Annotated in this window: 10 protein-coding genes and 2 pseudogenes; 2 read left to right on the top strand and 10 right to left on the bottom strand. The window is 35.1% G+C overall.

Annotation, left to right across the window (positions count from 1 at the left end; genetic code table 11):
• Positions 1-16: 16 nt before the first annotated feature.
• The 6 genes and pseudogenes from AC3WVA_RS11490 to AC3WVA_RS11465 all read right to left on the bottom strand — a co-directional run bounded on the left by AC3WVA_RS11490 (position 17) and on the right by AC3WVA_RS11465 (position 7,280).
• Positions 17-1,726 carry an acyl-CoA dehydrogenase FadE gene (locus AC3WVA_RS11490; protein ID WP_098881073.1) on the bottom strand — a complete coding sequence of 570 codons (1,710 nt, stop codon included), beginning with the start codon at positions 1,724-1,726 and terminating at the stop codon, positions 17-19.
• A gap of 154 nt (positions 1,727-1,880) precedes the next feature.
• Positions 1,881-2,789, bottom strand: a complete 909-nt coding sequence (gene prpB, locus AC3WVA_RS11485; RefSeq protein ID WP_098881072.1) for a methylisocitrate lyase — start codon at positions 2,787-2,789, stop codon at positions 1,881-1,883.
• Between the two features lie 18 nt (positions 2,790-2,807).
• Entirely contained in the window at positions 2,808-4,244 is a 1,437-nt protein-coding gene (gene prpD, locus AC3WVA_RS11480) for a 2-methylcitrate dehydratase (RefSeq protein ID WP_048528945.1), read from the bottom strand.
• A 98-nt stretch (positions 4,245-4,342) separates the two neighbouring features.
• Positions 4,343-5,464: a citrate synthase gene (gene mmgD / locus AC3WVA_RS11475; RefSeq protein ID WP_048528943.1), complete on the bottom strand. Its 1,122-nt coding sequence runs from the start codon at positions 5,462-5,464 to the stop codon at positions 4,343-4,345.
• Positions 5,465-5,927: 463 nt separating this feature from the next.
• Positions 5,928-6,119 (bottom strand): annotated as a pseudogene (locus AC3WVA_RS11470) (HesB/YadR/YfhF family protein).
• A gap of 15 nt (positions 6,120-6,134) precedes the next feature.
• A complete protein-coding gene (locus AC3WVA_RS11465) occupies positions 6,135-7,280 on the bottom strand; it encodes an MFS transporter (protein WP_098881071.1) in 1,146 nt (381 codons plus the stop codon).
• Between the two features lie 238 nt (positions 7,281-7,518).
• Here AC3WVA_RS11465 and AC3WVA_RS11460 point away from each other — a divergent pair.
• A pseudogene (locus tag AC3WVA_RS11460) lies at positions 7,519-7,799 on the top strand (hypothetical protein).
• 191 nt (positions 7,800-7,990) lie between these two features.
• Here the strand turns inward: AC3WVA_RS11460 and AC3WVA_RS11455 are convergent.
• Positions 7,991-10,459, bottom strand: a complete 2,469-nt coding sequence (locus AC3WVA_RS11455) for a transglycosylase domain-containing protein (RefSeq protein ID WP_492321916.1) — start codon at positions 10,457-10,459, stop codon at positions 7,991-7,993.
• A gap of 469 nt (positions 10,460-10,928) precedes the next feature.
• Between AC3WVA_RS11455 and AC3WVA_RS11450 the strand changes: the two genes are divergently transcribed.
• Complete coding sequence (locus tag AC3WVA_RS11450; RefSeq protein WP_075395659.1) at positions 10,929-11,135, top strand: KTSC domain-containing protein; 207 nt, start codon at positions 10,929-10,931, stop codon at positions 11,133-11,135.
• A 64-nt stretch (positions 11,136-11,199) separates the two neighbouring features.
• Here AC3WVA_RS11450 and AC3WVA_RS11445 read toward each other — a convergent pair whose 3' ends face one another.
• The 3 genes from AC3WVA_RS11445 to AC3WVA_RS11435 form a co-directional block, all read right to left on the bottom strand.
• Entirely contained in the window at positions 11,200-11,412 is a 213-nt protein-coding gene (locus AC3WVA_RS11445; protein WP_078418528.1) for a YqaE/Pmp3 family membrane protein, read from the bottom strand.
• Positions 11,413-11,616: 204 nt separating this feature from the next.
• Positions 11,617-12,282, bottom strand: coding sequence for a DUF6944 family repetitive protein (locus AC3WVA_RS11440; protein WP_098881069.1), 666 nt, complete (start codon positions 12,280-12,282; stop codon positions 11,617-11,619).
• A gap of 186 nt (positions 12,283-12,468) precedes the next feature.
• Positions 12,469-13,197: an SDR family oxidoreductase gene (locus tag AC3WVA_RS11435; RefSeq protein WP_492321998.1), complete on the bottom strand. Its 729-nt coding sequence runs from the start codon at positions 13,195-13,197 to the stop codon at positions 12,469-12,471.
• Between the last annotated feature and the right edge of the window lie 172 nt (positions 13,198-13,369).

Genomic DNA, 13,369 nt, shown 5'->3' with positions numbered 1-13,369 from the left:
ATCGCTTTCCTCCTATTTACACAATATACTTTCCGCGATTTATAATAGCTTTCGCAATCTCTCTCTTTTTTGTAAATACGTTCGTGTATAAAGGCACTAATAATTGACGAATTTCAGCTAAAATCACGTGTCGATCTTGTTCTTCTGTAACAGCCGCTGAAAGTATAGAAATCGCCTCTTCTTCTACTTTGCGATAGCCTTCTTCACAAATAACGTCAGTTATCATTTGTTTCGTACGCTCTTTCTCTTCACCATTTTTACTAATAGCTTTACTCGTACGTAAAAATGCTGATTCCATGACGTACACGTCCGTTAACATATTTGATAATACACGTGAATATTCTTGCTCTTGATCAATTTTTAATCCTGGAGTTTTAGAGAGCGTTTTCAAAGATTGTTTCAACAATTTTTTCGCTAATAAAATGTAACGATGGTTTCTTTCGATATTTGCTACATCAATCTCTACTTCTGTATCTTCAATTTGTTCCATTTGCTTCATTAACATTTTGGCAACTGTTAATCTATTAATTTCGTTCGTTCCTTCAAAAATACGACTAATTCTAGCATCACGATATAATCGTTCTACTTCGTACTCTTGCATATAACCGTAACCACCATGAATTTGTACAGCTTCATCTACGATTTGACCTAATGTTTCAGAAGCATTTACTTTATTAAGTGCACATTCAATTGCAAATTGAGACATTTTCTTCATAAGATCTTCATCACTCTCATGAATTGCTGCATCAATTACACCAGCTGTACGATAAGCTGCACTTTCTGCTCCATATGTAGCAATGATCATATTTGCAATTTTCTCTTGAATCATCGTAAAATCTACTAATTCCGTTTGGAACTGTTTTCGCTCTTTTCCATATTGAACCGATAAACCAATTGCTTGTTTTGCTGTTCCAATATTTCCAAAAGCAAGCTTTAATCTAGCAAAGTTTAGAATATTTAGAGCTACGTGATGCCCTTTCCCAACTTCCCCTAAAACATTTTCAACAGGGATGACAACATCTTCTAAAATAAGAGTAGCCGTTGAAGAACCTTTAATCCCCATTTTCTTTTCTTCTAGTCCAATAGATACACCTTCACATGTTCTTTCGACAATAAACGCTGTCATTCCTTTATTTGTCTTCGCAAAAACAACGTATACATCTGCCATATGAGCATTTGTAATCCACTGCTTTTCACCATTTAACTTCCAAGCAGTACCATCTTCATTTAATACTGCACTCGTTTTTGCACTTAAAGCATCAGAACCAGCATTCGGCTCAGTTAAAGCATAAGCTCCAATCCATTCTCCAGACGCAATTTTCGGCAAATATTTTTCTTTTTGTTCTTTCGTTCCGTAATATATGTAAGGCAATGTACCTACACCTGCGTGTATATTAAATGAAACGCTAAATGCACCAGCGTATCCCATTTTTTCTGCTACAAGCCCTGAAACTGCCTTTCCTAACTCAAATCCACCATACTCTTCTGGAACCTCGATACTTAATAATCCAAGTTCTCCAGCTTTCCCAAATAATTTACGAGAAACTTTATAGTTATGTTGTTCAATATTCTCCATTTGTGGAACAATTTCTTGTTTAACGAATTGTTCTGTCGTTTTTGCAATTAAATCTTCATCTCCTGAAAAATCTTCTGGCGTAAAGAAACTATGATTCACATCTTTATTAAGTGAAAAAAATTCATCCCACGGTAACTTCGTTTTCTCCATCTGAATCCCCCTATCATTTCGGCCTTACTTGCTACTACGTATGCTCGTCTACGATGAGTGGAATTTCTTATTTTTGAAAACAGAAGGCGATGAATTTTCACATCAAGCAGTTCGTTTTGCCAAAGATGTATTCTCATCGCCTTAGTTGTTTTATCTATTGATCCTCTGATAATACTGTTTTTGCAATTCCTGTATCTAGTTCTTCAAAGTCATGGTATGAAATTGTTTCATATAATTCACTTCTCGTTTGCATATTTGAAAGTGCATCTTTTTGAGAACCTGTTTCCTTAATTAAAGTAAACACATTCTCATACGCTTTCGCTGCAACGCGAAGTGAAGTTACAGGATAAATAACCATTTGGAAGCCCATATTCGCAAATTCCTCTGCACTATAATACGGCGTTTTCCCAAATTCAGTCATATTCGCAAGTAAAGGTGCATTTACTTTACTATTAAATAGACGGAACTCTTCTTCTGATTGAAGTGCTTCAGGGAATATCGCATCTGCACCTGCTTTTACATAAGCGTTCGCTCTATCGATTGCTTCATCTAAGCCTTCTACACCGCGAGCATCTGTGCGCGCTACAATATATAAGCTTGGTGCGACTTCTTTAATCGCTTTAATCTTTTGAACTAATTCTTCTGTCGTAACGAGTTTCTTACCATTTAAATGTCCACATTTCTTTGGTAATTGTTGATCTTCAATTTGAACAGCTGCAACTTTCGCTTCTACCATTTCTACCGCTGTTCTCGCTACGTTTAAAACACCACCAAATCCTGTATCAATATCAACAAGAACTGGTAAGTCTGTAGCTCTTACTAGGTCTCTTGCTCTATCTGCTACTTCAGTAGACGTCACGATTCCTAAATCAGGTAGTCCTTTACTCGCAGTATAAGCTGCTCCTGATAAATAAAGAGCTGAGAATCCTGTATTTCTCGCAACTAAAGCTGCCATTGCGTCATGAGCACCAGGAATTTGCAATATTTCATTTGCTTCCACTAAAGCTCGGAAGCGATTCGCAAGCTCCTCTTGTGTTGACTGTTTATTCACAACCCAAGCCATTCTAAATTCCCCCTATTATTAAATTAAGAATAGATCTACAAATTCGTTTACATTCATATTTTCTAGCTTCTCTTCATTTAAACAAACTTCATGAATTTGTTCTTGTTGCTTGCTAGAATAATGACCTGCCATATTTGCAGTGAATTTTTGAACAACTTTTGGAATTGCTTCGTCTCTACGGAAACGGTGACCAAGTGGATATTCACATTCCACGTTTTCTGTTACAGTGCCATCTTTGAAATGAACTTGAACAGCGTTGGCGATTGAGCGCTTGTTCGGGTCAAGATAGTCTAAACTGTACTGTTTGTTTTCAACAACGACCATCTTATTACGTAATTCATCTACACGTGGATCATTTGCTACTGCATCCTCATAATCGTCCGCGACGATATCTCCTTTTAATAAACCAATTGCCGTAATGTATTGTAAGCAATGATCACGATCAGCTGGGTTATTTAATGGACCTTCTTTATCAATAATACGAATAGCTGATTCATGAGTTGTAATTGTAATACGATCAATTTCATCTAATCTTTCTTTAATTTCCGGATGTAATTTCACAGCACATTCTGCAGCTGTTTGTGCATGGAATTCTGCTGGATATGAAACTTTAAATAATACATTTTCCATTACATATGACTCTAGTGGTCTTGCTAATTTTAACTCTTGTTTATTAAATAATACATCTTGGAATCCCCAGCCTGGTGCAGATAAAGCTGTTGGATAACCCATTTCACCTTTTAGAGCAGTCATTGCAAGATGAACACCGCGACTCGTTGCATCACCTGCTGCCCAAGATTTACGTGAGCCTGTGTTTGGAGCATGACGATATGTACGAAGACTAGAATTATCAATCCACGCATGTGATAATGCATTAAAGATTTCTTCACGTGTTCCGCCAAGCATTTTTGCAACTACAGCAGTCGTTGCTACTTTTACGTATAAAACGTGGTCAAGACCAACACGGTTTAAGCTGTTTTCTAAAGCAAGTACACCTTGAATTTCATGTGCTTTAATCATCATTTCTAATACTTCACGTACTTTTAACGGTTCTTTTCCTTCTGAAATACGAACACGGCTAATATAATCTGCCACTGCTAAAATTCCGCCTAAGTTATCAGATGGATGTCCCCACTCTGCTGCAAGCCAAGTATCGTTATAGTCTAACCAACGGATCATACATCCGATATTAAATGCACCCTTCACTGGATCAAGTACATATGACGTTCCTGGTACACGTGTACCATTTGGCACGATTGTTCCTGGTACAACTGGTCCTAATAATTTCGTACACTCTGGATATTGTAGTGCTAAAATTCCGCATCCAAGTGTATCAAGTAATACGTAACGAGCAGTACTGAATGCTTCTGCACTAGTTACCTCTTTATTTAATACATAATCCGTAATCTCTTCTAATAATGCATCTTTTTGTTTAATTTCATTTGTTTTAATCATGCTATCCTTCCCTTTCTGTCGAAAATTCGTTATTATTAATGATGGGTGTCGGTCAAACACCCATCTGGCGGGCGGCGCTAACAACTCCCCAGTTGTTCTTATTTACTAAGTACATGTCGCTCGCCAATATAATTTACACGTGGACGGAACAATCGATTGTTCGTATGTTGCTCAATTACGTGTGCACATAGTCCTACTGTTCTTGAGCTAAAGAAAATTGGTGTATACAATTGAATTGGAATACCAAGCATCCAATATACTGGTGCTGCATAATAATCAAGATTTGGATAAATGCCTTTTTCCTTCTCCATGATTTTCTCTCCAGCTTCACACATTTCATATAGTGTATAATCACCTTTTACATCACATAACTGTTTTAAAGCTTCCTTCATCATAAGTGCTCTTGGATCCATTTTCTTCATATAAACACGGTGTCCAAAGCCCATAATTTTTTCTTTGTTATATAATTTTTTCTGTAATAACTCTTCAAACTTCTCAACATTGCCAGCCTCTAAAAGCATGTACATAACAGCTTCATTCGCACCGCCATGTAAGCTTCCCTTTAAGGATGCAACCGCACCTGTTAGAGCACCGTATAAATCCGATTGTGTTGATGCAATTACGCGCGCTGTAAATGTAGAGTTTGGCATTTCATGTTCACTATATAAAACAAGGGAACGATCAAAGATCTTCTCCTCAAGTTCAGTCGGTTTCTTACCAGTTAACATATAGAAGAAATTCGCACTATACGATAATTCCTTAAGAGGTTCAATTGGATCCTCATTATTTAAAATATGATAGCTATTTGCTACAATGTTTGGTACTTTACTTAATAGCTTGTACCCTCGGCTTTTATTCACCTCTAAAGAGCGATTTTCGATATCATTATCGTAACCAGCTAATGCGGACACACCTGTACGTAACCCATCCATAGGGTGCGTTTCTTTCGGTAATGCCTTTAGCACGTTGAATACACCTTCTGGTACCGCATATTCTTCTTTTAATTTCTTTTCAAGTGTTGCTTTTTCATCCTCATTCGGTAGATGTTCTTCTAATAAAAGGTGCACAATGTCTAAATACTCTTTTGTTTTTGAGAGTTCGATTAAATCATACCCTTGAATTACAATTTCACCTTTCACTGTATCAAGAAACGAAATCTTCGTCTCCGCTGCCACTATACCATCTAATCCCGGGGAAAATTTTTCTTCAGCTTTCATCATTATTTCCTCCAATCCTAATAGATCTTCGTGCACATAACTGTAAGCCTTTACAATACTATGAAACTACATTTCTATTTCAATGTATCAGAGTTTTTAGAAGATTTCAATTTATTTTATAATGATATGTTTCCTATACTTTTTCGGATGTAATAATACAATTTTTCAAAAATAATTTTCATATTTTATAAAGAAAGGACAGACTTCTTTTCAGTTTTTATTAAAACAAAATATAAGGATGGTTCAAAAAATCCCGCTAAATATATCATTCTTCCGATTTTTTTAAGAAAATAAATAAAAACGAGTTGTACACATATACAACTCGTTTCTACATGATATTTATTTCACTATCTCTTCAATATAATTTTCATATAAAACTTATTTATTTTTAAAAAAGTTATTATTTTACATAATTAAATTAAATTGCTTTCATTCCCTCGTACTAACCTACAACTAAATGATAGTTTTAAAAGTACCAAAGTTCATCAACATCCACAAAAAATAGAATGACTTCTTACTCAACTGATACAATTTCCCCATCTGGTTTCTTAGAAACTATCCCTAAAGAATATCCATGCTGCATTGAATTACAATCATGTTATATTCGTAATTCTTCCTTAAACCATTGTAGAGCGTCATGTTCAATTGTAATTTTCATCTTTGTTACTCCCGTTTAAGCGAATTCTTTTTTAACTAAGCGCTGTTTTACAAAAATGACAAAAATAATCAAAGCAATTAATCCTGAAATTGCACTACCTGCAAATAAAATACGGTAACCAAACATTTGCGAAACAACTCCAAGTAAAATCGCACCAAGTCCTATTCCTAAATCAAATGCAGTAAAGAATGAAGCGTTAGCGACTCCTCTTTTACTCGGATCAACAATTGTAATCATCGCTGCTTGCAATGCCGGCTGCGCTGAACCGAATCCAACACCGTATAATGCAGCGGCGATAATTACACTCATTAAACTATTTGAAAGTGTTAATACAACTATTGCGATAATTGTAATGCATAGTGCCGGGAGTATGATAAATCCTTCTCCATACTTATCTAATAGTCTTCCTGAAATTGGTCTTACAATTGTTAAAGCAACTGCATATACAAGAAAGAATGTCCCAGGATTTACATCAATTGACGATGCAAATAGCGGTAAAAACGTCGTAATCCCTCCATATGCGAATGATAAAAAGAAAACAACAATCGTAATGGATAAAACGGACTTTTCAAACAGTTGTATTTTCCCTTTTTCTTTTTGTGGTGTGAATGGCATTTTCGTCATGAGTGATAATAAGACTGCCATAAAGGATAAAAGAGTTGCTAACAAGAATAGGCCGTGAAATGAATAATGTTGTACAACCGATAATCCAATCATTGGGCCAATTGCCATCGCAATTGTCATAGCCATCCCGTACCAACCCATACCTTCACCACGGCGTGAATCTGGAATGATATCAGTTATCGCTGTTCCAACAGCTGTTGTGGAAACAGCCCATGTTACTCCGTGAATCACACGTAAAACAGCTAAAAGAATAATAGTCGATGCTAAATTATAAGAATACATCGTTATCCCAAAAAAGATGAGTCCGAAAATAATAAAAGATCTTCTACCATATTGATCTAACATTCCTCCAATAATCGGTCGTATTATAACTGCAGCTATTGTAAACATCCCCATCATAAGTCCAACTTGTGATTCATTACCACCTATCTCTTTAATAAAGAGAGGCAGCGTTGGTACAAGTAAATAAAATCCTGTAAATAAAAATAACATCGCGAAAGTCATTTGAATAAATGATTTCGTCCATAATCGTTCCATTAAAATTCCTCCATAAACACGTATATTCTTGCAATTAACACCTCCATTTTACATTTTCTTAGTTCCTTTTCCCTCCGTAAATAGATGTATCTTTTTATAATAAATGGTCCACCATGAATTTAAATTGGTCTTACAACTTTATACGTATACATTAGCCTAAAGTCCTACCTATATGTACCTTTATATGTGTAAAAAGAATATACTACTTTATTATCACAACTTAGGAGTGATTATTTTTATGTGGGTATCTTCAAGAATATCCGCCGTCGTTCCTTCGACTCCTGGGATACACGTTCCAGCCGTCCATACAGCTAGTTCCGATGTATGAATTGAACTTCCTACAACTTGGCAACAATATCAAATTCCAGCTCAAGTTACTCCCTCATTTTGGCATCATGGCGCACATCCAAGTAGTACTATCTTTCAAAGCCAAAGTTACCTCCACTACCTCAGACTCAAGTTTTTTATCATTCCCCTTCTATTTATTCCCAAAATTTCTATGGTACTTTTAACATTTAAACGAAAAAAGCACCTAAGAATGTAATGTATACAAATCTTAAGTGCTTTTTAATATTTTTATAAAGTGAAACTTTAATCAGCCCTCACCAATCGGGCTTTTACGGGCAGTTGATCCCCCACCTAACTTCTTTGCTTTCGCTGAATTTTGAGGTGGGGGTCTTACTGCCCGTTAAATGCGGGATAAATTTTTCTTACTGCCCATTATTAACAGGGGCCTCTCCTGCATTACCGCCAGTCTCTGGTTGTGTGGTCGCTGGTGGAGTTGTATTTCCTTGACCTCCTCCGTTATTCGCTGGAGGTGTTGTATTCCCTTGGCCTCCTCCGTTATTTGCTGGAGGTGTCGTATTCCCTTGGCCTCCTCCATTATTTGCTGGAGGTGTCGTATTCCCTTGGCCTCCTCCGTTATTTGCTGGAGGTGTCGTTCCTTGACCATTTCCATTATTTTGTTCATTTTGTTTCTTTTCTTCTTGTTTCTTTTGCTCTTCTAGTTTCTTTTGTTCTTCTTGCTTCTTCAGTTCCTCTTGTTTTTTTAATTCTTCTTGTTTTTTAAGTTCTTCTTGTTTCTTTAATTCTTCTTGCTTTTTCTCTTCTTCAGTTTTTTGCTGTTGATCTTGTTTTGGTTTTTCCGTTGTATCCGGTACGCTCGTATTTGGAGAAGAATCACGTTTTTCTCCTTTTATACGCAGCTCACTACCTTCTTGAATTACACTACTTGGCATTTTAAATCTTGATTTATCTGTAGCCATCTCGCTCATCATTTCTTTAAAGATCAACTGTGCAATTTTCGTATTTTTACTACTAATATACTCGTCTTTACCATCTTTCATATACCCAGTCCATACTGCCATCGTATATTGCGGCGTATAACCTGCAAACCAACTATCACGAGTTGCACTTTCCGGAATATTAAATTTCGCTAATTGTTTTGAATCATAGTTTGTTGTACCTGTTTTTCCAGCCACATCTAAAGAACTTATATTTGCTGCTGTACCAGTACCTGATGTCACTACTGAACGAAGCATATCAGTAATCATATATGCTGTAGAGTCAGCTATAACTTGTTTTGGTTTTTGCTCAAAACTTTGTGACTTGCCGTCTGGATAAACTACTTTCTTAACAAAATGCGGTTTTGCATACTTTCCACCATTTCCAAATGTCGCATAAGCACCCGCTATTTCAGTTGGTGATACTTCGTTTGTACCAATAGCTGTAGATTCTGCCGGCGCTTTATTGAATGTAATACCTAATTTCTCAGAGAATTCCTTTGATTTATTAAGTCCTACTTCTTTTGCAGTTTTAACTGCTGGAACGTTACGTGACATTTTTAACGCTTCACGCATAGTAATTGGGCCTAAATGACTTCTGTCAGCATTTCGAAGTTCTTGTCCAGTTGAATATTTAAATGGAGAATCATCAATTTGATGATACGTAGCCCATTTTAAGTATTCAATTGCAGGACCGTAATCAAAGATTGGCTTCATAGTTGAACCTGCTGCACGGTCTAATTCAATTGCCATATTATGTCCTTTAAATACTGCTTTATTTTCACCGCGCCCACTACCTATAGCACGAACCTCACCTGTTTTCGTATCCATAAATGTGAAAGCACCTTGGAATTTATCATTTGGATAATTAATAATATTTTCATTTAAAATCTTATCAGCAAATTCCTGTGCTTTCGGGTCTAATGTTGTATAGATTTCTAAACCATCTGATCCAATATTAACATCTGGTATTTCCTTTTCTACCTCTTTAACTACTGCATCCATAAATGCAGTATGTGGCATTGCTTGAAGTTCCGTTGCTGTCTTAAGTCCCTTTGTCACTTCAACTTTCGAAGCTTCTTCCATTTCTGCCTTCGTAATATAGCCATGTCGATTCATTAACCCTAGTACAACATTTCTTCTTTCTGTTGCTCTTTGAATATTTTCCGTTTTTGTTGGATCATAGTTATTCGGTGCTTTCGGTAAACCTGCAAGCATCGCAACTTCTGGTAATGTTAACTCTTTCAATTCTTTACCATAGTAGTTTTGTGCTGCTGTTGCGATACCATATGAACGGTTTCCTAAGTTAATTTTATTTAAATACATTTCTAAAATTTCATGTTTTGAATATTGTTGTTCTAGCTTATACGCTAAATATATTTCTTGAACTTTACGTTTTGATGTTTTTTCCATCGATAAGAAGTAGTTTTTAATAACTTGTTGCGTGATCGTACTTCCACCTTGCGAACCGTAATCTCCTTTAAGACTCACCAAAACTGCACGGGCAGTACCTTTGAAGTCTACTCCGCTATGCTCATAAAAACGTGCATCTTCTGTTGCTAAAAATGCATTTTCTACTAATTTAGGAATTTGATCATACGTAACATTCGTCCGTTTCTCTTTCCCGTATTCATATACCAAATCGCCATTTTTATCATAAATTTTTGAGGATAACGGATTAACAAGTTTTGCTTTCTCAAGTTTTGGCGCGTCCTTAATCATTACGAAGAAGGTTGCAACCCCCGCCACTAAACCAACAATACCAAGTAATAAACAAGTAATTAAAAACTTACGAAAGAACGATGTTTTACCTTTTGGTTTTTGTGTTTTAGAAGCTGGCTGTTTTTTCTTTTTAACTTGTCGTCGCTCCTCTCGAGAACGATAATTTTCTGACATGTTACTTTCTCCTGCCTTTCAATTCTCCCGTTGATTTACTTAAAAATATTGAGGTCACTTTCTAAACTGAATTTAATTAAGAAAGTATATTGACCTGGAGCATTCAATATTTTCCTAATTCACAGATTATAAATTTTAGAATACTTCTTATACAAACTATTTTCACTTCTATTTTTCCTAATAATGCTGCCCCTTTAAGCATAGAATGTAAAAAGTGAATTTTTAATACCTCGTATAAATAATATACCTTTTTTTCAAATGGTCAATATTTTCTTATTTATAAATCAAAGGTGAAATAAAAATAGCACAACGATATGTACTTCGTGTGAACTTCCTTATAATTACGTATAACGAACATTTAATATATTGCATATAAGTATAATAACTCTTTATTTATAAGGATTTCAACACTACAACCTCAACATCTACAAGAAATAATAAAAAATGAAAAGTGAGGAGTTGCGTAATAATGGAGCTATCTCCCGTGATTTCAAAAAATTTAGTTGCTGTTGGTTATAATCCATTTTCTATGATTTTACGTATTCAATTAAAGAATGGAATGTACGATTTCTTTAACGTGCCTGAAAACATTTACACCGGTTTATTAAACGCACATTCTAAAACGAATTATCACAATACTTATATTAAAAATTCTTTCCGCTATACTAAAATTTAAACTTAAACAAAATGAAAAAAGAAAGGAGGTAATCCCCCCTTTCTTTTTTCATTTCAAGACTCAGCTATCTTCTATTTCTCTTATTCATGTCATCATATGCTTGAATTTGTTTTTTTAATCGCCGATCTGCTTTTTTATCGTGTACAACTAATATCGCATGGATAACTCCTGGAACCCAAAATATTAATGTTAATATGAAATTAATTATTGCTTGAAATGGTTTCCCACAAAATAATACGGCTACAGGTGGAAGCAGAATTGCCAACAAATACATCATCGCTTGAAAACTCCTTGCTTTGTATTTTTAATCTCTCTTCTATTTAACGCTAATAAAACCATTTTTTCGCATTTTTATTTTTCATTTGCCACTACTATCTTTTTTACTGCTATATATTCTATTCTAATACAAAAAAACCTACTACTTCAACTTTTCTACTTATGTAAAATTGAAATTTTACACATCTCCTTTATATGAACAATTTCATATAATTATTTTTTCTAACCTTTCTTCTTTTTCTATTAAAGTTAGCCCAATAGCAGAAATAGCCGTTCCTATCGCTTGTATCCAAACACCAATGAGTGCTATTATTCTCTCATTTTTCTTATCAACCGTACTGTCCTCCTTTTCAATTTCGTTATTTGATATATTAATAATACCTTGATATGCTTGAAGTCCAGCACCTAAACTTTGTAGAGAATTACCTAATATTATAATTCTCTGTACTGCTTTTATCTCAAGCAATGCCACTTCCACTCCTAAAAATGCACCAATCGATTGTAAACTGTTCCCGACAATTATAAGATAATCATTCTCTTTCAATGGCTCATTTATATTAAAATATGTTCCTATTACACTTGATATATTCCCTAATGCAAATAACTCAATGCCCATTTTATCAAGCATTTCACTTTTATTTTTCAAACACGTATTTTGATTCTCTCTGTCACTTTTACCTTCATCTTCAGTTTCATTACTCGCTATAATTTGCAATATATATCCGAGGGCTTGTAATGAGCTTCCTACAATTACAAGATTTGATTCAACTTTCTCTTCTCCGATAAATCCTCTTGTCGTCCCAATTGCCGCTGTAAGATTTCCGCCTACTTGAAACCATGCTCCTGTCACTTTTAAACCGCTTGGGTTCATTTTTATCACCTATTTAGAAATTTTCTACTACTTTTGAAATACAGAAATGGCATCCTTTAACTCATATTTATTTTCTATATGTAATTTTGTGCATTCAATAATGTGCTAATCATACAAAAAAGCACCTTATAGGTACTTTTTTAGACAAAGTGTGCAGTACTAAAAATATGCCATTTCAATTTATATTTACATACATTCTGGACATGCCAATGAAGCTCCATTTTTATCTATTGTTATATTCAATATATATTGAATGGCATGATGGGACCACATTTCAGGTGTGGGTGAATCGTTTACATACTGCGGTGCACACGAATACAGCATCGGGGTACTAATACTTCCGCCCGGATCTAAAGCAACAACAGCCATACCATAAGGCAGTTCCAGTGCCAAAGATTTCGTGATGCCTTCAATCGCAAACTTTGAGGCACAATATGGCGCTAGCTCAGCTTCTCCTTCTCTCCCCCAACTAGAACTCATATTAATAATCATTCCTTCTTTCCTAGCTATCATTGCTGGGACAAACGCTCTTATTACATTTACTACACCGTTTACGTTTATATTCATTACATTTTCGAATTCTTGAGCAGTTACTTTCCAGAGTGGCGCATTTTTATTAACAATCGATGCATTATTTATTAACAAATCAGGTGCTCTATTTCTATGAAGTATATAATTTGCCCAATCGCTTACTTGCTGAGAATCTGAAACATCAATTATTTGAAAATCATGTGTATTACCGTAATATTTTTTCAATTCTTCAATTTTATCTTTTGAACGTCCACAGCCATATATATTCCATCCCAATTCATGAAATCGATCAACCATTGCACGACCTAACCCTTGCGTCACTCCTGTAATAATTACACTTTTCCCACTGTTATTTCGTTTCAAGCCTCTCTCCTCCTTTACAATATTTTATTATCTTCTTTTTTATTCAGCCAATTACTAAAGTATCAACTCATTTCATACTTTAGAAGGAGTTTTTATATAAGTAAAAAGAGTAACGATATGAACTGCACCCCAATTGTTAGACACAGTCTAACAATTGGAGGTGCAGTTTTTCTATGGCTAAATTTACAGCTGA

Source organism: Bacillus sp. EB106-04-02-XG92 (genome assembly GCF_058791995.1).
The sequence above is the reverse complement of the archived record's forward strand: the minus strand, read 5'-3'. Positions and strand labels throughout refer to the sequence as shown.

What these genes read in the sequence shown, in the direction of transcription:
- AC3WVA_RS11490 (WP_098881073.1), bottom strand. Translation starts at nt 1,726, where the DNA reads ATGGAGAAAACGAAGTTACCGTGGGATGAATTTTTTTCACTTAATAAA.
- prpB (WP_098881072.1), bottom strand. Translation starts at nt 2,789, where the DNA reads ATGGCTTGGGTTGTGAATAAACAGTCAACACAAGAGGAGCTTGCGAAT.
- prpD (WP_048528945.1), bottom strand. Translation starts at nt 4,244, where the DNA reads ATGATTAAAACAAATGAAATTAAACAAAAAGATGCATTATTAGAAGAG.
- mmgD (WP_048528943.1), bottom strand. Translation starts at nt 5,464, where the DNA reads ATGATGAAAGCTGAAGAAAAATTTTCCCCGGGATTAGATGGTATAGTG.
- AC3WVA_RS11465 (WP_098881071.1), bottom strand. Translation starts at nt 7,280, where the DNA reads ATGGAACGATTATGGACGAAATCATTTATTCAAATGACTTTCGCGATG.
- AC3WVA_RS11455 (WP_492321916.1), bottom strand. Translation starts at nt 10,459, where the DNA reads ATGTCAGAAAATTATCGTTCTCGAGAGGAGCGACGACAAGTTAAAAAG.
- AC3WVA_RS11450 (WP_075395659.1), top strand. Translation starts at nt 10,929, where the DNA reads ATGGAGCTATCTCCCGTGATTTCAAAAAATTTAGTTGCTGTTGGTTAT.
- AC3WVA_RS11445 (WP_078418528.1), bottom strand. Translation starts at nt 11,412, where the DNA reads ATGATGTATTTGTTGGCAATTCTGCTTCCACCTGTAGCCGTATTATTT.
- AC3WVA_RS11440 (WP_098881069.1), bottom strand. Translation starts at nt 12,282, where the DNA reads ATGAACCCAAGCGGTTTAAAAGTGACAGGAGCATGGTTTCAAGTAGGC.